At 67.8% G+C, this 19,363-nt stretch carries 18 protein-coding genes; 13 read left to right on the top strand and 5 right to left on the bottom strand.

Annotated elements, in window-relative coordinates:
• Positions 1-53 precede the first annotated feature (53 nt).
• Positions 54-1,505, top strand: coding sequence for a flavin monoamine oxidase family protein (locus tag AC59HU_RS06420; RefSeq protein ID WP_497222531.1), 1,452 nt, complete (start codon positions 54-56; stop codon positions 1,503-1,505).
• Complete coding sequence (locus AC59HU_RS06415) at positions 1,502-2,884, top strand: NAD-dependent succinate-semialdehyde dehydrogenase (RefSeq protein WP_497222530.1); 1,383 nt, start codon at positions 1,502-1,504, stop codon at positions 2,882-2,884. Before AC59HU_RS06420 ends, AC59HU_RS06415 begins: the two co-directional genes overlap by 4 nt.
• 123 nt (positions 2,885-3,007) lie before the next feature.
• Here AC59HU_RS06415 and AC59HU_RS06410 read toward each other — a convergent pair whose 3' ends face one another.
• Positions 3,008-3,757, bottom strand: coding sequence for an SDR family oxidoreductase (locus tag AC59HU_RS06410; protein WP_497222529.1), 750 nt, complete (start codon positions 3,755-3,757; stop codon positions 3,008-3,010).
• A 124-nt stretch (positions 3,758-3,881) separates the two neighbouring features.
• Between AC59HU_RS06410 and AC59HU_RS06405 the strand changes: the two genes are divergently transcribed.
• Entirely contained in the window at positions 3,882-4,727 is an 846-nt protein-coding gene (locus tag AC59HU_RS06405; protein ID WP_497222528.1) for a helix-turn-helix transcriptional regulator, read from the top strand.
• A gap of 239 nt (positions 4,728-4,966) precedes the next feature.
• Here the strand turns inward: AC59HU_RS06405 and AC59HU_RS06400 are convergent, their stop codons facing one another.
• Both AC59HU_RS06400 and AC59HU_RS06395 read right to left on the bottom strand, forming a co-directional pair.
• Complete coding sequence (locus AC59HU_RS06400) at positions 4,967-5,788, bottom strand: aldo/keto reductase (RefSeq protein WP_497222527.1); 822 nt, start codon at positions 5,786-5,788, stop codon at positions 4,967-4,969.
• Positions 5,789-5,803: 15 nt separating this feature from the next.
• Positions 5,804-6,406, bottom strand: a complete 603-nt coding sequence (locus AC59HU_RS06395) for a TetR/AcrR family transcriptional regulator (protein WP_497222526.1) — start codon at positions 6,404-6,406, stop codon at positions 5,804-5,806.
• 137 nt (positions 6,407-6,543) lie between these two features.
• Between AC59HU_RS06395 and AC59HU_RS06390 the strand changes: the two genes are divergently transcribed.
• The 5 genes from AC59HU_RS06390 to AC59HU_RS06370 are packed head-to-tail and all read left to right on the top strand — an operon-like array spanning position 6,544 to position 10,997.
• Positions 6,544-7,704 (top strand): MFS transporter, encoded by a 1,161-nt coding sequence (locus AC59HU_RS06390; RefSeq protein WP_497222524.1) that lies wholly within the window; start codon positions 6,544-6,546, stop codon positions 7,702-7,704.
• A complete protein-coding gene (locus AC59HU_RS06385) occupies positions 7,701-8,483 on the top strand; it encodes an aldo/keto reductase (RefSeq protein ID WP_497222523.1) in 783 nt (260 codons plus the stop codon). Before AC59HU_RS06390 ends, AC59HU_RS06385 begins: the two co-directional genes overlap by 4 nt.
• Positions 8,484-8,515: 32 nt before the next feature.
• Positions 8,516-9,223: an SDR family oxidoreductase gene (locus AC59HU_RS06380; protein WP_497222522.1), complete on the top strand. Its 708-nt coding sequence runs from the start codon at positions 8,516-8,518 to the stop codon at positions 9,221-9,223.
• A gap of 36 nt (positions 9,224-9,259) precedes the next feature.
• Positions 9,260-10,075 carry a heme-binding protein gene (locus AC59HU_RS06375; protein WP_497222521.1) on the top strand — a complete coding sequence of 272 codons (816 nt, stop codon included), beginning with the start codon at positions 9,260-9,262 and terminating at the stop codon, positions 10,073-10,075.
• 19 nt (positions 10,076-10,094) lie between these two features.
• The gene (locus AC59HU_RS06370; RefSeq protein WP_497222520.1) at positions 10,095-10,997 is read left to right on the top strand and encodes an alpha/beta hydrolase; all 903 of its coding nucleotides are present in this window, start codon (positions 10,095-10,097) and stop codon (positions 10,995-10,997) included.
• A gap of 28 nt (positions 10,998-11,025) precedes the next feature.
• Here the strand turns inward: AC59HU_RS06370 and AC59HU_RS06365 are convergent, their stop codons facing one another.
• On the bottom strand, positions 11,026-11,883 hold the full coding sequence (locus tag AC59HU_RS06365) for an MBL fold metallo-hydrolase (RefSeq protein WP_497222519.1): 858 nt from the start codon (positions 11,881-11,883) through the stop codon (positions 11,026-11,028).
• Between the two features lie 233 nt (positions 11,884-12,116).
• Here AC59HU_RS06365 and AC59HU_RS06360 point away from each other — a divergent pair, with 233 nt between their 5' ends.
• The 4 genes from AC59HU_RS06360 to AC59HU_RS06345 are packed head-to-tail and all read left to right on the top strand — an operon-like array spanning position 12,117 to position 16,615.
• Positions 12,117-14,054, top strand: a complete 1,938-nt coding sequence (locus AC59HU_RS06360; RefSeq protein ID WP_497222517.1) for a glucose PTS transporter subunit IIA — start codon at positions 12,117-12,119, stop codon at positions 14,052-14,054.
• A gap of 7 nt (positions 14,055-14,061) precedes the next feature.
• The gene (locus AC59HU_RS06355; protein ID WP_497222516.1) at positions 14,062-14,901 is read left to right on the top strand and encodes a PRD domain-containing protein; all 840 of its coding nucleotides are present in this window, start codon (positions 14,062-14,064) and stop codon (positions 14,899-14,901) included.
• Positions 14,902-14,909: 8 nt separating this feature from the next.
• A complete protein-coding gene (locus AC59HU_RS06350) occupies positions 14,910-16,337 on the top strand; it encodes a glycoside hydrolase family 1 protein (RefSeq protein WP_497222515.1) in 1,428 nt (475 codons plus the stop codon).
• 17 nt (positions 16,338-16,354) lie between these two features.
• The gene (locus tag AC59HU_RS06345; RefSeq protein ID WP_497222514.1) at positions 16,355-16,615 is read left to right on the top strand and encodes an HPr family phosphocarrier protein; all 261 of its coding nucleotides are present in this window, start codon (positions 16,355-16,357) and stop codon (positions 16,613-16,615) included.
• On the opposite strand, the gene AC59HU_RS06340 is transcribed toward AC59HU_RS06345, so the two are convergent.
• Positions 16,599-17,816 carry a DHA2 family efflux MFS transporter permease subunit gene (locus AC59HU_RS06340; protein ID WP_497222513.1) on the bottom strand — a complete coding sequence of 406 codons (1,218 nt, stop codon included), beginning with the start codon at positions 17,814-17,816 and terminating at the stop codon, positions 16,599-16,601. The two genes, AC59HU_RS06345 and AC59HU_RS06340, sit on opposite strands and share 17 nt — an antisense overlap.
• 554 nt (positions 17,817-18,370) lie before the next feature.
• Here AC59HU_RS06340 and AC59HU_RS06335 point away from each other — a divergent pair.
• Positions 18,371-19,354 carry a sugar phosphate isomerase/epimerase family protein gene (locus tag AC59HU_RS06335; protein WP_497222512.1) on the top strand — a complete coding sequence of 328 codons (984 nt, stop codon included), beginning with the start codon at positions 18,371-18,373 and terminating at the stop codon, positions 19,352-19,354.
• Positions 19,355-19,363 lie beyond the last annotated feature (9 nt).

Here is a 19,363-nt window from a genome sequence, read left to right as displayed (position 1 = left end):
TACCGCTCCGGGATCCGTCGTGGAGTGCTCTGAAACCAACGGAAAGAGTCGTCGTGCCCGAACTTGAACACCTCGAACGGGATGTCGTCGTGATCGGCGCCGGAGCGACCGGCCTCACCGCCGCGTCCAAGCTCGCCGAGGCGGGCCTGAGCGTGATCGTGCTCGAGGCCCGCGACCGCGTCGGCGGCCGGCTCTGGACCGACCGGATCGACGGCCAGATGTTCGAGCTCGGCGGCCAGTGGGTCTCGCCCGATCAGACCGCACTGCTCGAGACCCTCGACGAGCTCGGCCTGCCCACCTACGAGCGCTACCGCGACGGCGAGAGCGTCTACATCGGCCCCGACGGCGTGCCGGGCCGCTTCACGGGCGACATCTTCCCGGCCGGCGAGCACACGAAGGCCGAGATCGAGCGCCTGATCGTCGTGCTCGACGAGCTCGTCGCCCAGACCGACCCGGCCGCCCCATGGGAGCACCCCGAGGCATCCCGTTTCGACCGCATCTCGTTCCGCAGCTGGCTCGAGCAGCAGAGCGACGACGCCGAGGCGGTCGAGAACATCGCCCTGTTCATCGCCGACGCGATGCTCACCAAGCCCGCCCACGCTTTCTCGCTGCTGCAGGCGCTACTGATGGCCGCCAGCGCGGGCAGCTTCAGCAACCTGGTCGATGCCAACTTCATCCTCGACCGCCGGGTCGTCGGCGGGCTGCAATCGGTGCCGCTCACGCTCGCCGAGCGACTCGGCGACGACGTGCGACTCGGTCAGCCCGTGCGCCACATCGACTGGTCGGCGGATGCGGCGACGGTCGTGACCGACACCCTCGCCGTCGCCGCCCGCCGGGTCGTCGTGGCCGTGCCGCCCAATCTCTATGACCGCATCGAGTACCGCCCGCCGCTCCCGCGCATCCGTCAGCAGCTGCAGCAGCACCAGTCGCTCGGGCTCGTGATCAAGGTGCACGCCACCTACCCGACCCCGTTCTGGCGCGCGAAGGGCCTCTCCGGCACGGCCTTCAGCCCCTACCAGGTGGTGCACGAGGCCTACGACAACTCCAACTACGGCGAGGAGCAGGGCACCCTGGTCGGCTTCGTCTCCGACGAGAAGGCGGATGCGATGTTCCGCCTCGACCCCGCGGAGCGGAAGCGCACGATCCTGGCCTCGCTCGCCGCCTATTTCGGCCCCGAGGCCGAGAGCCCGACCGTGTACTACGAGAGCGACTGGGCCGCCGAGGAGTGGACCCAGGGTGCCTACGCCGCGAGCTTCGACCTCGGCGGGCTCACCCGCTACGGCGCGGCGCAGCTCGAGCCCGTGGGCGCGCTGCGCTTCGGGTCGAGCGACCTCGCGGCCGAGGGCTACCAGCACGTCGACGGCGCGATCCGCGTCGGGCGCCGGCTGGCGGCCGAGGTGATCGCCGAGCTCGCGCCCGAAGCCGGCGCCGCCGCATCCGGCGCCCCCGCCGCGAGCCCCGAATCATCCACCACCGCCCGCATCACCGGAGGAGAATCCCAGTGACCCACTACGCCGTCGTCGACCCCGCCACCGGCGAGACGCTCGAGGAGTACCCCACCATCACCGACGAGGCACTCGAGGACGCGCTCGCCCGATCGGCCGCCGCCCACCGCGACTGGTCGCGCCGGGTGCCGATCGCCGACCGGGCCGCCCTCATCCAGAAGGTCGCCGACCTGCACCTCGAGCGGCGCGACGAGCTCGCGGCCCTCGCGGTGCGCGAGATGGGCAAGCCGCTCGAGCAGGCGCTGGGCGAGGTCGACTTCGCGGCCGCGATCTACCAGTACTACGTCGACAACGGCGAGAGGTACCTCGCCGACGAGCCGATCGAGCTCGAAGACGGCGGGGGCTCGGCCTTCATCCGCCGCGCCTCGCTGGGGGTGCTGTTCGGCATCATGCCGTGGAACTTCCCGTACTACCAGGTGGCCCGGTTCGCCGGCCCGAACATCGTGGCCGGCAACACGATCCTGCTGAAGCACGCGCCGCAGTGTCCGGCGTCGGCGACCGCCATCGCTCAGATCTTCGCGGATGCGGTCGACGCGACCGGCGCGCATCCGGATGTCTACATCAACCTCTTCGCCACCAACGAGCAGTCGGCGACCGTGATCGAGGATCCGCGGGTGCAGGGCGTCTCGGTGACCGGCTCCGAGCGGGCCGGTTCGGCCGTCGCCGAGGCGGCGGGGCGGGCCCTGAAGAAGGTCGTGCTCGAGCTCGGGGGCTCCGACCCGTTCATCCTGCTGTCGACGAACGACCTGGATGCCGCGGTGCAGGACGCGGTGAACGCCCGCCTCGACAACAACGGCCAGTCGTGCAACGCGGCCAAGCGGTTCATCGTCGTCGACGGCCTGTTCGACGAGTTCGCCGAGAAGTTCACCGCCGCGTTCACGGCGGCCCAGCCCGCCGACCCGATGGCCGAGGGCACGGTGCTCGGGCCGCTGTCGTCCGAGGCCGCGACCGAGCGGCTGCAGGAGCAGCTCGATCGGGCCATCGCCCAGGGCGCCACCGTGCTCGCCAAGGGCGAGACCCGGGGCAACTTCTTCCCGCCCGCGGTGCTGGCCGACGTGACGCCCGAGATGGATGCGTACCGCGAGGAGTTCTTCGGCCCGGTCGCCGCCCTCTACCGGGTGGCCGACGAGGGGGATGCCGTGCGCCTCGCGAACGACACCCCCTTCGGCCTCGGTTCGTACGTCTACACGACCGACGACGAGCAGGCGCTCCGGGTGGCCGACGGGATCGACGCCGGGATGGTCTGGATCAACCTCGTGCTCGGGGATGCGGCCGAGCTGCCGTTCGGCGGCGTCAAGCGCTCGGGTTCGGGCCGGGAGATGGGCCGTTTCGCGCTCGAGGAGTTCGTGAACAAGAAGCTCATCCGCATCGCCGGCTGACCCGGCGCCCCCGACTGTCGCGCCGCCACCCCCCCCGGCCTGGCGCCCCCGACTGTCGCCGACCCGTCACTTGTTGTCGCCATCCGCGCCGAATAGCGACAACAACTGACGGGTCGCGGACGGTCAGTGGGTGCGGGTGGCCAGGAGCGCCAGGGTCTCGGCGTAGGCGCCGCGCTCGGTCGCGAGCCGCAGGAACTTCACGTCCTCGACCTGGATCTCCGGCGCCGAGGGGTCGGCGGCGAGCAGCGCCATCGTCTCGTCGAGGAACTCGCCGAGCGGCATGCCCGTGCCGAGCTCGTCCTGGTTCAGCATCCTCGTGCGCACCGCGGGCGGCACCAGCTCGACCACCTGCACCGAGGTGTCGGCCAGCTGCACCCGCAGGCTCTCGGTGAACGAGTGGATGGCGGCCTTGGTCGCGCTGTAGGTCGGTGTGGCCGGCAGCGGCACGAACGCGAGGCCCGACGAGACGGTCATGATGGTGGCCCGGGATTGCGTCTCGAGGAACGGCTCGAAGGCCGCGATGAGCCGGATCGGCCCGAGGAGGTTGGTGGTGACCGTCGCCTCGGCGGTCGCGAGGAACGACGGGTCGCGGAGATCCTCCGGCTGCATGATGCCCGCCATCGTGATGAGGGTGTCGAGTTCGGGGAATCGGCCGGTCACGTCGTCGAAGGCGGCGGCGATCGAGTCGGTGTCGGTCGTGTCGATGAGGGCGGTGTGGAGGCCGGGGTGCTCGGTGGCGACCTTCTCGAGGAGGTCGGGGCGGCGACCGCCGACCACGACGGTGCTGCCGGCCTGCTGGAGTCGGAGCGCGAGCCCCAGGCCGATGCCCGAGGTCGCGCCGGGGATGAAGACGGTGCTGTTGGTGATGTCCATGACTCCATTGCACCCGCCGCACGCCGGACGGACCAGGACACGGTCATCCACTGACCGCCGTGCAGTGGATACGGCGGCGCGAACGGGGAAGAGTGGAAGAACCACGACCCCGGAGGAACGACCCATGGACCCGATCGCGTTCGGCGACTTCGTGCGCACCCGCCGCGAGGTGCTGCAGCCCGAGGACGTGGGGCTCCGCCGCGGACAGCGCCGCCGCACACCCGGGCTGCGCCGGGAGGAGGTCGCCGAGCTCTCGGGCATGTCGGCCGACTACCTCTCCCGGCTCGAGCGCGGTTCGGGCCCGCAGCCGTCCGAGCAGATGGTCGCCGCCCTCGCCCGCGGCCTCCGGCTCACCCTCGCCGAGCGCGACCACCTCTTCCTGCTCGCCGGTCACCGCCCGCCGAGCCGCACCGCGTCGAGCGATCACGTGAGTCCGGGGCTCATGCGCATCCTCGACCGGCTCGCCGACACCCCCGCCCAGATCATGGGCTCACTCGGCGAGGCGCTGGTGCAGACGGATGCCGCGGTCGCGCTGCTCGGCCGCCAGACGGGACGCACGGGGTTCTCCCGCAGCGCCACCTACCGCTGGTTCGTCGAGACCGAGACCCGCAGTATCCACCCCGCCGCCGACCACCCGCATCACAGTCGGGTGAAGGCGGCGCAGCTGCGGGCGGCCGCGGCGCAGGCCGGCCCCGACTCGGAGGCGGCCGCGCTCGTGCGGCACCTGCAACAGGTCAGCCCGGAGTTCGCCGCGATCTGGGAGCTCGGCGGCGTCGACCTGCGCTACACCGACGAGAAGCGGTTCCAGCATCCCGAGGTCGGCGACCTCACGCTGCACTGCCAGATCGTGCTCGACCCCGACCAGCAGCAGTCGCTGCTCGTGTTCACGGCGACGCCGGGCACGCCCAGTGCTGAGAAGCTCGCGCTGCTCGCGGTGCTGGGGGCGCAGCAGCTCGCGGCCGACGCCTGACCCGTTGCTCGCCACCGACTGCCGCTTGCTCGGGCCAATGGTGCGCTCTCGGAACAATGTCTCGCTAACTGTCGGAAGCGCCGGTGAGACACGCACACGCCTGAGACGACAATGTGAGACGTTGCGGAAGCCCGCAACGCGGGGAGGAGGGGGATGGTCGTCTCAGGGGGCGGCGGCTGTCTCGGTAACCTTTAGATTGTCGAGGCACTCGAGGATGGAGCAGGTGCCGCGCTGGCGGGTCAGGCCAGGTGCTCCGGGTAGACCGCGTCGAAGCCCTGGTCGAAGGAGTCGATTGTTTCGCGGTCATCGTCGTCGAGGGTGAAGTTGAAGACGTCGATGTTCTGGGCGATGCGGGCGGGGGTGGCCGACTTCGGGATGGCCACGAGCCCGAGGTCGAGGTGCCAGCGCAGGATGACCTGCCCCACTGACTTGCCGTGCTTCGTGGCGATCGACGCCAGCCGTTCGTCGGTGAGCAGGCCGGTGGTGGGCCCGAGCGGGGACCACGATTCGGTCAGGATTCCCTGTTCGGCGTTGAAGCGGCGCAGCGCGTCGTGGCGGACGACGGGGTTCAGTTCGATCTGGTTGACCGCGGGCGCCACGCCGGTCTCGGCCATGAGCCGCTCGAGCTGGGGAGGCTTGAAGTTGGACACACCGATCGACCGCGCTTTGCCGTCTTCCTTCAGCGCAATCAGGGCCCGCCACGTTTGGACGTACCGGTTCTGTTGCGGCATCGGCCAGTGGATGAGGAGCAGATCGACGTAGTCGGTGCCCAGCCTTCGCAGGGAATCGTCGGCCGCCCGTCGGGCGTCGTCGAAGCCGTGCGAGTCGTTGCCGATCTTGGTCGTGACGAAGATCTCCGCCCGATCGATGTCGCTGGAGCGGATACCGGCGCCTACCCCGGTCTCGTTGCCGTAGGCGGCGGCGGTGTCGATGTGGCGATGACCTGCGTCGATGGCGGTGCGGACGAGCTCGGGGAGCTCGTCGTCGGTCAGAGGCCAGGTGCCGAACCCGATCTGTGGAATGCGGTGGCCGTCGTTCAAGGGGAGGGTGGGGATGACCATGTGGACCTTCCTGAGTCAGGGGGCTGAGGGCCCGGGAGTTTGGAGCATTCGGTTCGCCATGGTGACCAGGTGTGCCCGGTACGCGGCCTGGACGTCGGGGTCGACTTTGCGTGCGAGCACCATCTCGGTAATCTGCGGAGCGGCCACGAACCAGCTCACGAGGCCGATCAGGCTGAGCACGACGAAATGGGGGTCGAGTGCCGGATCGATCGCACCGACGGCCTGGGCGGCACTGACGGCGGCGACCTTCTCTGCATAGTGGGCTTCTCGCGCTTCGCGGTGCGGGGCGGCTCCGGGGACGAAGTGGGCGGTCTCGTGCTGCACGAGGCGAAGCACGTCGGGGTTGGCGACCATGAAGTCGAAGAGTTCGCCGATGTACTCGGCAACGGCATCAGGTTGCAGTGTGACGGCCTCTGCGAGGTCGGTGAGGCGCTGCTGGAGCACCTGGGCGAACAAGTCCTCCTTGTTGCCGAAGTAGCTGTAGATGAGCGCCTTGTTGCTGTCGGCTGCCTCGGCGATGCGGTCGACGCGCGCGCCCGCGATGCCCCGGGCTGCGAACTCGTCAACGGCGGCGTCGAAAATCCGGGCTTTGGTCTGAGCTTTGTTGTATGTCGGCACGGTGCTCCTGTCTCTTCCTCGTCATCGAGGTGACATTATTCTAACCAACGAGTAATGTAACTAACAAGTTGGAAAGGGAGTCGATGACCGAAAACGAATTGCACCGTCCATGGACATCCCGACTGGTGGTACTGGCGGTGGCCGCCGCAGTGGCGGTGAGTGTCATCTACCTGCCGCAGTCGCTTCTCACCGACATGGCCGAGAACCTCGGAGTGGCGCCCGGGGCGGCAAGCGCCGTGGCGACGACGGTCCAGGCCGGCTATGCGCTCGGCATCCTCTTGCTGGTGCCGCTGGGGGACCGAATACAGGTGCGCAAGCAGGTGACGATCCAGTCGATCATCCTCGCGGTGGCACTGGCTGTCTCCGCAGTCCTCCCCGAGGTCGTCAGCGTCGCCGTGGGCTTCTTGATCGTGGGGCTCGTGGCCAACATCGCGCAGATCATCATCCCTGCCGCCAACCGGCTCTCGCCCGAGGATCGGCGCGGATCCACCACCGGCACCCTCGTCGGCGCCTTGCTGATCGGCATCTTCGGTGGCCGGATCGTCGCGAGCCTGCTGGTGGAGGCGATCGGGTGGCGGTTCGTCGTCGTGTTCTTCGCGGCGTTGGTGCTGGTGGTGCTCCCGTTCGTGCGCCGCGCACTCGGGGGGGACCTGCCCGGGGAAGGAGCCCCGCAGAGCTACGGACGACTCCTGTTGTCGACGCTCGCGTTGGTCAAGCGGAGCCCCGTGCTCGTGCAGTCCGCGATCATGCAGTTCTTCGTCTTCGCGACGTTCAACTCGATCTGGACCGTGATGGTGCTCCATCTGACCGGGGCGCCGTTCGGGTGGAGCGTCCTCGCCGCAGGGCTGTTCGGGCTGGTCGGCCTCGCGGCCGGGGTCGTCACGCCGTTCGGCGGCCGGTTCATCGATCGCTTCGGCCCGATGCCGGTGACGGGTGTCTTCCTCGGCCTGCTGCTCGTGTCGACCGTGGCGATGATCTTCGACTCGCAGCTGATCGTGCTGTTCGCCATCACGATGTTCCTCGCCACGTGGGCGAACCAGTCCATCCAGTCTGCGAACCAGAACAGGGTGCTGGCTGCAAACCCCGGGGCATCGGCCCAGGCCAACACTCTCTTCATGTTCTTCGTCTTCCTGGGCGGCTCCCTCGGAGCGCTCCTCGGCCCGATCGCTTTCGCGAACGGTGGCATGGTGCGGGTCGCGGAGGAAGGCGTCGTCTTCATCCTCATCGCCGCCGTGACCTGGGTCATCTCTACGCGGCGAACGGCCGATTCCCCGAAGGAAGCGAAAGCAGCAGCATGATCACCACCACCGACACCATCGCACTCAACTCGGGCCACCGGATGCCGCTGATCGGGTTCGGCACCTGGCAGGTCGGCCGCAAGGCCGTCGCCATCGCCGCATCGGACGGATACCGTTCCTTCGACACCGCGGCGATGTACGCGAACGAGAAACAGGTCGGGGAGGGCATCCGCGACGCCGGGTTGACCCGCGACGACGTGTTCCTCACCAGCAAGGTCTGGCGCAGCGACATGGGCTACCAGAACACCCTCCGCTCGTACGCCACCTCCTGCCGGCACCTGGGCGTCGACGCGCTGGACCTGTTCCTGATCCACTGGCCGCAGTCCGACGACCAGATCATGACCGAAACGTGGCGAGCCATGGAACACCTGCTCGACCAGGGCGATGTCAGGTCGATCGGGGTGTCGAACTTCGCGGAACCCGATCTCGACCTCCTGGCGAAGACCTCCGACGTCGTGCCGGCCGTCAACCAGATCGAGCTGAACCCTCTCAAACCTCGCACGAGCCTGCACGCCGAGAACCGGCGACGCGGCATCGCCACGACGGCCTGGTCTCCCCTCGGACAGGGCGGACCGCTCCTCGCCCGACCCGAGCTAACCTCGATCGCCTCTGAGCACCAGGTCTCCGCAGCACAGGTCGTCCTGCGGTGGATGCTGCAGAAGGAGATCGTCGCCATCCCCCGATCGAGCAACGCCACGAGGATCGCCCAGAACATCGACCTCGACGGGTTCGAGCTCACCGACGCGCAGATCGCCCGCATCGACCTGCTCGCCCGCTGACCCACCACCCCCCACCACACGAAAGGCACACCATGAGCAGCACCTCGACCATCCTCATCGTCGGAGGAACCTCCGGAATGGGCCGAGCGATCGCCGAGCAGGCCACGGCCCGCGGCGACATCGCCATCGTCGCCGGTCGCGACCAGGCCCGCGCCGACGCCGTCGCCCGCGAGATCGGCGGCTCGGCCAAAGGCATCGGCATCGACCTCAATGACATCGAGTCGATCCGTGCGGCAGCCGCCATCCTCGGCCCCATCGATCACCTCGTGCTCTCCGCTGCGGCGCTCACCTACGCGCCCTTCGCGGAGCTCTCCGTCGAAGACGCGCAGGCTGTCTTCGCGAAATTCTGGGGCTACTACCGGGCTGCCCAGGTGTTCGGCCTCGCCCTGCCCCCGACCGGCAGCATAACCCTGTTCTCCGGCGTCGCCGCCGACCGGCCCGGCCCGGGCACCGTCGCCGTCACCGCCGTCAACGCCGCGATCGAAGGCCTCGCCCGGTCACTGGCCATCGAGCTGGCACCGGTCCGCGTCAACGCCGTCAGCCCCGGCGTCGTCGACACCGAGGGATGGGCGCACCTGGGCGACGGAGCGGCGGACTTCTTCGAGGAGACCGGGCGCTCGCTGCCCGCCGGCCGCGTCGGCCGACCCGCCGACATCGCCTCGACCGTGCTCCACCTGATCGACAACGGCTACACCACGGCGAGCACCGTGCACGTCGATGGCGGCGCCCGCCTCGTCTGAGCCCCCCACCCGACCTCTTCCTGAAAGGTGACCACCATGACACCCACCACCGAGACCGTGCCGACCCTCACCGCCGACGCTGCGCAGCGCCTCATCCGCGCGGCCGTCGACGAGGCGGCGCTCGTCGGCAAGCCCTTCTGCATCTCCGTCCTCGACCGGTCGGGCGTGACGCTTTCCTTCCAGCGCCTGCCGGGCGCGCCGCTCCACTCCGAGCGTATCTCGCGCAATAAGGCCTACACCGCGGTCAGCTTCAAGGCTCCCTCCGAGACCTGGTTCGAACGCGCGAAGCCCTTCGGAGAGTCGGGGGTGGCGATGGTCGCGGCAGCGGTCGACGACCTCGTCCCCATGGCCGGCGGAGTGCCGATCACAGTCGACGGTGAGGTCGTCGGTGCGGTGGGCGTCTCGGGCGGGACCGCGCTCGAGGACAAGCGGGTCGCGGAGGCGGCCATCGCCGCGGTCCTCGACTCGGAGCGTCAGGCGCCGGATGTGGTGGCCGGCTACTTCGCAGCGCTTCGTGCCAACGACCCCGACGCGTGGGCGAGCGTCTTCGCAGCGGACGTAGTCGGGTACGACCCAGCCGGCACCCCGCCGCTGGTCGGGCGCGACGCGTTCCGGATAATGCTCACCGGCTTCCTGCCCACCTGGGGCCGTTTCGACGGCATCCAGGAGGACGAGGTGATCACGGCCGGACCGGTCACATCGGTCCGTTGGACCGGAAGCGGTCTGTCCGCCGCCGGCAACCCCGTCCGCTGGTCGGGCATCAACACGTTCTTCCTCGACGACGACGGGTTGATCGGCAGCTTCTACGCCGTCTTCGATGCGGACGAGCTCTCTCGCCAGCTGGCGAACTGATTTTCTAAGGAGAACATCTATGCGCACTGACATCGAGTTCGACGCCGACGGCGTCACCCTTCGAGGATGGTTCTACTCGCCGGAATTGTCCACCCCTGCCCCCGCGGTCGTCATGAGCCACGGGTTCGCAGCCCTCAAGGAGATGGGCCTGCACGAATACGCGCTCCGGTTCGTCGACGCGGGCCTGGCGGTACTGGTGTTCGATCATCGAAACTTCGGTGCCAGCGACGGCCAGCCCCGATTCGAGATCGACCCCTGGCAGCAGATGACGGACTATCGGCACGCGGTCTCCTACCTCCAGACCCGACCCGACGTCGATCCGGAGCGGATCGGAGCATGGGGGACGAGCTACTCCGGCGGTCACGTCATCATCCTCGGTGCCGTCGACCGACGGGTGAAGGCCGTCTCCGCCCAGGTGCCGGTGGTCAGCGGCTTCGCCGCCGTCCGGCGCCTGGTGCGTCAGGACCTCCTCCCCGACCAGCGCGCGGCCTGGGAGAAGGACCGACGTGACCGGTTCGCTGGAGCCGCGCCCGCGACCATCCCGATCGTCGACCCCGACCCCATGGCCAGCGTCGCCTTCCCGACCGCCGATTCGTACGAGTGGTTCAGCAATGCGGCGCAGAACGCGCCCGCCTGGGAGAACGTCGTCACCGTGGCGAGCCTCGAGAAGCTCACCGAGTACGAACCGCGGGCCTACATCGACCGCATCAGCCCGACTCCGTTCCTCATCATGGTCGGGCAGGACGACACGGTCGCCTCGTCGGACCTGCCGCTCGCGGCGTTCGAACAAGCCCTCGAGCCCAAGCGGCTCGAGATCCTCCCGGGCGGTCACTACGACCCGTACGGCGGGGCGTCCTTCGAGACCGCGGTGACCACGGCGCGGGACTTCTTCGTCGAGCACCTCACCGACCGCACCGCCTGAGAGATTGACAGGCTGACCGCGGTGGAACTTACACCGCGGTCAGCTTGTCCCAGAGCGAGCCCGCGTTGAGGGTCTGAATGTAGTTCATCATGTAGCCCTGGCCGACATCCACCGGGAACCGATCGGAGAAGTCCACCCGTTCGATGGTCTCCTCCCGAGTCCATCCGTTCGCGACCCCGACGGCCACGGCGGACGTCCACTCCAACAGCACCGCGCGCTGAGCATCGAGTGACCGGATGTCGGTGACCGGCCCGTGACCGGGAACGAGGTAGTCCACGTCAAGAGCGCGGAGCCGATCGATCGACGCGATCCACTGATCGACGTCGGAGGTCATCAGCCAGGTCTGGCACTCGCAGAACACGGTGTCCCCGGTGAAGACGACCCGCTCCTCGGGAACGTGCACGGCAATCTGGCCCGGCGTGTGCCCGGGGGTGTAAAGCAGGTCGAACGTGTGGTTGCCGACCCGGAGCGTCAGGTCGCCGGTGAAGACGATCGTGCCCTTGTTGGGGTCGCGATAGTACTCATCCCGGTCGGGTATGAGGCTCTCGCCCTCGGGGTCGTCGGTCGGGATGGCCTCGAGGGCGTAGGCGAACGGATCGAGCTCGGGGTAGACGGTCATGAAGTTGTCGTAGACGCCCTGATGATGGACGACCTCGCCCGCGCTCTTGAAGTAGTAGTTTCCGAAGATGTGGTCGACGTGGTGCTCGGTGTTGATCACGTATCGGATCGCGCCATGCTCTTCGGCCTGACGCCGCATCGCGACGGCCTTCGTGGGCAGCTGGGGCGTGTCGATCACGACGACGCCGTTGTCCGTCGCGACGAACGACGGGTTGCAGCCACGGACTGTAGTCTCCGTGAACACGCGGGGAGTGAGCTGTTGCATCATTGCACCATTCAACTCGGTCAATGGGTTCGGTAGATGGATCCGAGGCCCTCGTGGGCGTGCTCGAGCTCTCTTGACGGCTTCTTCCCGGTCGCCTATGCTAACTCCGACGTCTTCGGGCGTTCAGGATTGTGACCGCTCGGCGGGCAAGACCTGACAGACAAGTCCTCTTGTCGGTCAGGTCTTTTTTTGTGCCCGTATGCCGAAGACTTGAACAACGGATTGAGGGAAACATCATGGTCGATGTCTCGCAACTCGCGGACGACGTCGTTCTCCACGTGGGGACGATGAACAACGTGAACACGCTCGAGCACTGCACGACGCGCCTGCGCTTCACGGTGAAGGACAGCGCTCGCGTCGACAAAAAGGCTCTCGAGAGCACGCCCGGCGTGATCTCGGTCGTGGAGCGGGGTGGGCAGCTCCAGGTCGTGGTCGGAAATGCTGTCGCCGACGTCTTCGACGCCATCGGGTTCACGCCCTCGACCTCGTCGACCACCACCCCCACCGGTGCGGAGGACACCCGTTCGCGGGGCCGCCGTGTCACCGACCGGGTCTTCGACTTCGTGTCCGGCACCTTTTCGCCCTTGCTCTGGGCCCTGGTGGGCTCGAGCATGATCAAGACGCTGCTCGCCCTTCTGACCACGTTCGGCTGGCTCGCCGCCGACTCGTCCACGTACGCCGTGCTGAACGCCGCCGGCAATGCGGTCTTCTACTTCCTTCCCATCTTCGTGGGTGTCACGGCGGCCCTGAAGCTCGGGGCGAACCCCTACGTCGGCGGGGTCGTAGGGGCGGCTCTCCTGGAGCCGACGTTCACCGCCCTCGGGACCACCGGAGACGTAAGCTCGTTCCTCGGCATCCCGATGGTGCTCATGGCCTACTCGTCGCAGGTGTTCCCGGTCATGATCGCCGTCCTCCTACTGGCCGTGATCGAGCGGACCCTGCGCCGATGGCTGCACAAGAACCTGCACCTCGTGCTCATCCCCTTCATCAGCCTGCTGATCGTCGTGCCGCTCACGATGCTCGCCTTCGGGCCGTTCGGGGTCTACCTCGGTCAGTGGATCGCGACCGGTGTCGAGTTCCTGAATTCGACCAGCAGCATCCTCACCGGAGCGTTGATCGCCGGCTCGATGCTGTTCCTCGTAACGCTGGGACTGCACTGGGCCCTCATCCCGATCATCCTGGCAAACCTGTCGGCCACGGGCACCGACAGCATCCTCGCGGGCTGGGCCGGCTACAACTTCGCCCTCACAGGTGTCGCCGTCGGCGTGCTGCTGGTGTCGAAGAACGCCGACCTCAAGGCCGTTGCCGGAGCCGGAGCGGCGTCGGGCGCCCTCGCCGGCGTCTCCGAACCGATCGTCTACGGCGTCATCCTGCGCTACCGGCGGCTCATCCCCATCCTCGTCGTCGCTGCCGCCGTCGGCGGGGCGATCAACGGGGCCTTCGGTGTGCAGGCGACAGGGTTCCTCTTCCAGAACGTATTCACCATCCCGGGCTTCCAGCCCATCGGCGGCTACCTCCTCGGCATCGGCGTCGCCTTCGTGCTCGGTGTGGTCGGTGTTCTCGTCTTCGGATACGAGAAGAAGGCGAAGCCGGGCGACACCGCGGCCGACACGACGGAGACCACCGCTGCCGCGCCCGCGCCGGCCCTTGTGCCCGCCACCACGCCGATGCCTGTGCCTGCCACCCCGGCGTCGACTCCAGGTGCGACCGGCGAGGTCGTGCGCAGTCCCCTGACCGGCACAGTCTCACCGTTGAGCAGCGTGCCCGACCCCGTGTTCGCCGGGGGTGCCCTGGGTGCGGGCGTCTCCATCACCCCGACCGTCGGCGAGCTGCGCGCACCATTCGACGGCACGGTGGTCTCGGTGGCCCGCACCGGTCACGCCATAGGCCTCCAGTCCACCTCCGGAACCGAGATCCTCGTGCACGTGGGCATCGACACGGTCAACCTCGGCGGGCGTCACTTCACGCCCCGGGTCGCGACCGGAGACTCGGTGTCGGCCGGTGACGTGCTCCTCGAGTTCGACCTCGACGCCATCCGGGCGGAGGGCATCGAGATCATCACTCCCGTGGTGTTCACGAGCATCACCTCGGCCGAAGCCCTGACCGAAGTGGTCTCGGGTTCGGTCGCGGCGGGCGACCCGCTGCTCTCGGTCTCCCTCTCCCGGGTGAGATAGTCGTGCCGTGAAAGTCGACCACGTCTACAACAACAACATCATCAGGGTGGTCACCGACGGCACCGAGACGATCCTCACCGGTCTGGGTCTGGGCTTCCAGGTGCGGCCGGGCGACACGGTCGACGAATCGAAGGTCGAGAAGCGCTTCGTGCTCGAACCCGAGGGCGGAACGTCCGAGATGAGCGCGCTCGTCGTCGACCTGCCCTACGACGTGTTGCAGCTGGCCGACACCCTGGCGGCGTCAGCCGAATCCCGTCTCGGGATCCGGCTGACGCCTCGGGCGCACTTCGCGTTGGCAGACCACCTGCACGCCGCCATCGAACGCGAGCGCAACGACCGCCGCCTCGACAACCCGCTGTTGTGGGAGGTGCGGGGGGCATACCCCGCCGAGTTCGCAGTGGCGCTCGACATGATCGGACAGGTCGCCGAGCAGATGGACATCACATTGCCCTTGGACGAGGTGGGCTACCTGACGATGCACCTCGTCAACGCCTCGCTCACCGGCGACATGCCGGCGACCATGCGCACTTCCGAAACGGTGCAGGAGAGCATCGCGATCGTGCGCCGCACGGTCGGGATCACCGCCGGGCAGGGCTCGAACGACTACCTGCGATTCGTCACGCACATCAAGTACTTCGTGCAGCGACTCGAGGAGGGTTCCCCCCTGCACGGCGCCGACGCGGAGATGTTCGACCTCCTCCGCGCTCGTGACGAAGAGGTCTACCGCGCCGCCGTCGCAGTGGCTGCCTACGCGGAAGACCGGTACGGGACGAGCGTGCCCTCCGAGGAGATCCTCTACCTCATGCTCCACATCCACCGTGTCCGCCGGCCCGGCGACACCGACTGAGACGACAGATGGACTACCAAGAACCGACACCATTCCCTACCGGATTCCTGTGGGGTGCCTCCACCTCCGCCTACCAGGTCGAGGGGGGCTGGAATGTCGACGGCAAGGGCCCCTCCGTCATCGACGCCAAACCGCACCGCCCCGGTGTCGCCGACTTCACCGTGGCGACCGACCACTACCACCGGTTCCGGGAGGACGTCGCCCTCTTCGCCGAGATGGGGCTCACGGCCTACCGGTTCTCCATCTCCTGGTCTCGCGTCATCCCCGACGGCGACGGTGAAGTGAACCCCGCCGGTCTCCGCTTCTACGGCGATCTCATCGACGAGCTCATCGCCCACGGGATCGAGCCGGTCGTGACCATGTACCACTTCGACCTCCCGCAGGCTCTGGAGGAGAAAGGCGGATGGTCCTCCCGGGCGACCATCGACGCCTTCGAGCGGTATGCCCGGGTGCTCCTCGAGGAGTTCGGGGGCAGGGTGAGGCACTGGATCACGATCAACGAGCAGAACATCATGATCCTGCACGGGTCGGCGATCGGCACCCTCGACGCCTCCGCTCCGAGCGCTCGGAAGACCCTCTACCAGCAGAACCACCACCTCTTCCTGGCCCAGGCACGGGCGGTCGTCGCGGGCCGCGAGATGGCGCCGGCGGCCCGATTCGGCCCCGCACCGAACATCTCGCTCATCTACCCCGCTTCCTCCGATCCGCGGGACGTGATCGCCGCATCCGACTACAACGCCATCCGCAATTGGCTCTACCTCGACGTCGCCGTGCGAGGCACCTATCACCCGACCGCGTGGGCCTACCTGCGGGAACACGGCTACACCCCCGAGGTGGCCGACGGGGATCTGGACACGCTCGCCGCGGCGAAACCCGACTTCATCGCGTTCAACTACTACACGTCGCAGACGGCCGGCGCTCCGCGTGGTGCCGACGATGAACTGCCCCAGGGTGGCGACCAGCATCTCGTGTCCGGCGAGGTCGGCGTCTACCGCGGCGTGGCCAACCCCCATCTCGCCACCAACGACTTCGGGTGGGAGATCGACCCGGTCGGCTTCCGGTCGACCATGCGGGAGATCTGGGACAGGTACCGTCTGCCGCTCATCGTCACCGAGAACGGTCTCGGTGCCATCGAGGCACCGGGTGACGACGGGTCGATCGAGGATGACCAGCGTATCGAGTTCATGCGCAGCCACCTCGAGCAGCTCCAGCTCGCGCTCACCGACGGGGTCGACGTCTTCGGGTACTGCCCGTGGTCGGCCATCGACCTCATATCCACCCACCAGGGAGTGGCGAAGCGCTACGGGCTGATCTACGTCGACCGCACCGACACCGACCTGAAAGACCTCAGGCGCATCCGCAAGAAGAGCTCGTATTGGTACGAGAGCGTGATTCGCCAGAACGCGCTCCCGTCCAGAGCACAGTCCTCCCACTAGTCACCAAGGAGACCCCCATGCCAACCCAGACTGTCACTATCACCTCGGAGCACGGGCTCCACGCCCGGCCCGCGGGGCTCGTCGTCGCCGCGGCCCGCGCGCACTCCGCTTCTATCACCCTGTCGAACGAGCAGGGGAGGACGGCGCCCGCGGTCAGCGTCCTGGCGATCATCGGTCTCGGCATCTCGAACGGGGACGTCGTCTCGGTTCAGGCCGAGGGAGAAGGCGCCGAGGCGGCGGTCGAGGCCGTGGCGGAAGTGCTTAGGACCGAGGTGTGAGTGTGGCGATCGCCGCGCCGAGCGCCGCGAACCCTGCGGAGTTGAGCAGGGCCGTGACGAATGAGGCGGACTCACCGCCGCCGCGGCCGATCGCGATGCCCGCCGCCGCCGCGGCCGGCCCGATCGCTGCCCCGATCTGACGGACCAGGGAGAGCAGAGGCGTTCCGCGTCCAATCGACTCGTCGTCCATCCGCTGGAAGGGGACGGTCTGGAGCGGGACGATGCTCAGCCCGAAGCCGACACCCGCGATCGCGAGCTGCAGCGCCGTCAACCAGGGTGAGGCGGCCACGTTGAGGGCGATGACGAGCGTCGCTGCGGCGCACAGCGCCATCCCCGCCAGGAGCACCAGGCGCGCGCCGAGGCGAGAGACCAGGCGAGGTGCCAGCGGCGTGATGACGATGATGCCGACGGCGTGGGCGGGGAGGACGAAGCCCGACTCCACGGCCGACTCGCCGAGTTGATCTTGCCTGGCCACGGGCAGGGTGAAGATGAGCGCGCTGAACGCGATTGAGGCGACCAACATCACCGACAGTCCCACCGCGAACGGGCGGCGCGCGAACAGGGTCAGGGGGATCAGCGGAGACCGGACGCGCCTCTCGTAGACCACGAGCGAGGCGATGGCGGCGGCACCGAGGGCGACGGCCACCAGCCCCAGCGGCAGGGCCGACTCGACGATCGAGAGTCCTATGACGACGCCGAGCACACCGATCGATGCCAAGACCCAGCCGACGGTGTCGAACCGCTCGCGACTTCTGGGCTGGTCGGGCAGGAAGCGCAATCCGCCTACGACGCAGAGCACGCCGACAGGGACGTTGATGAAGAAGATCCAGCGCCAGTCCCCACCCGAGGGGATGAGGCCGCCCAGAATCGGGCCGAGCGCAGGCGCCACGGCCGCAGGCGCCGCGACGATGGCGGATGCGCGCTGGCGGAGTTCCTCGGGGAACGCAACGAGCACGGTCGCCAGTGCGAGCGGGATCAGGACGCCACCGCCGAGGCCCTGGATCGCGCGGGCCGCGACGAGAAGGGGCAGGTTCGCGGCGAGGCCCGCGCCGACGGAACCGGCGAGGAACACCGACACGGCTGCGGCGAACGTGATCCGTGGGCCGAAGCGCTGGCCGAGCCATCCGCTCAGTGGCATCGATACGGCCAACGCGGCGAGATACGAGATGACGACGGCGCCCATCCCCGCCGGGTCGGCCACTCCGAGGTGCCGATGCTCGGCAGGGCGACGACCACCGCCGTCGTGTCGATGAAGTCTAGGACGAGCGCCGCAGTGGTGATGGCGGCGATGACGTAGGGGCGAGATTCGCGCATGAAGCTGAGGCAAACCTACTAACCAGTTGGATGCGTCGAACGTTCACCCCTTGGGGGTAGCCGGTACGCGGGGGGCGGGGGGCATTCACACCCCCGCCGATGCGCCAGGGAGCTCGACCGGGCTTCGCGGGCACCGTGGACGCGCGCATGGCGGACCTGGTCGGCGCGCGCCTTCGCCTAGCGCAGGACACCACGGTGAACGTGAGGTGGCATGATCACGACCTCCGACGACCTCGCGCCGAACTCCGAATGATCCAGGATCCGCAGGGATGCGACGAGTCCATTCCGGGACGCTGATTCCGTCGATCCGAAGCACCGGGATGAATCATCGTCATGATGTGAAAAACATTTCATATAGACATAGACTCAAGAACGATCCATCATAGAAGCAACGAGGGCGACCACCCCTGGCGCCCGTCCTCAAGGGAGAGGGAACTCAGAATGAAGCTCGGCATCCTCACGGCGCTCTTCGACTCCAAGCCTCTGGACGAAGTAGCCGATTATGTCGCCGGTCTCGGCTACGAAGCCGTGGAACTGACCACCTGGAACGGATCGGGTCACTTCGATCTCGACCAAGCCACGCATGACAGGCAGTACGGACGCGACCTCAAGAAGATGCTCGCTTCGCGGGGGCTGTCGATTTCCGCCCTGTCGGACCACCTTTCTGCCCAGCAGGTGCTGCCCCCGAACGACGCCAGCTTCGACGACTGGTCGGTGACCACCGACAAGCAGGAGATGTTCGAGTACGGCAAGGCCCATCTGATCCGTACGGCGCAGGCGGCGTCCGATCTCGAGATCCCCGTCGTGAACGGGTTCTTCGGGTCGACGGTGTGGGGTTCGTGGTACACCTGGCCTCCAAAGCACCTCGAGATCTACAACGAGGGCTGGGATCTGTTCGTGGAGCGCTGGAACCCCATCCTCGACGAGTTCGCGAAGCTGGGTGTGAAATTCGCGCACGAGGTGCACCCGACCGAGATCGCGTACAACATCACCACCGCCCAGACTGCGATCGAGAAGCTCGATCGCGACGACTGGGGATTCAACTTCGACCCGAGTCATTTCATCTGGCAGCAAATCGACCCGGTGGTCTTCATCAAGACCTTCGGCAACCGGATCCTGCACGTGCACGCCAAGGACTTCGAGGTGCAGGAGGACGAGATTCGTCGTGATGGCGTCCTTTCCACGGGGTCGTGGCGCAACATGCGCCGCGCCGCCCGCTATCGCGTGGTCGGGTGGGGTCAGGTGCCCTGGAAGAGAGTTATCACGGCCCTTCTCGAGGTCGGCTACGACTACGTGATGTCGTACGAGCACGAGGATCCGGTGATGAGCGAGCGCGATGGAGCCGAGAAGGCGATCGAGTACCTTCGGCCCCTGATCGTGAAGGAGCCGATGGACCCCGAGGCGCAGCATTTCTGGCTGGTTTAGGAGCGGACG

The sequence above is a fragment of the Herbiconiux sp. 320_LB genome, from assembly GCF_059691755.1.
The sequence above is the reverse complement of the archived record's forward strand: the minus strand, read 5'-3'. Positions and strand labels throughout refer to the sequence as shown.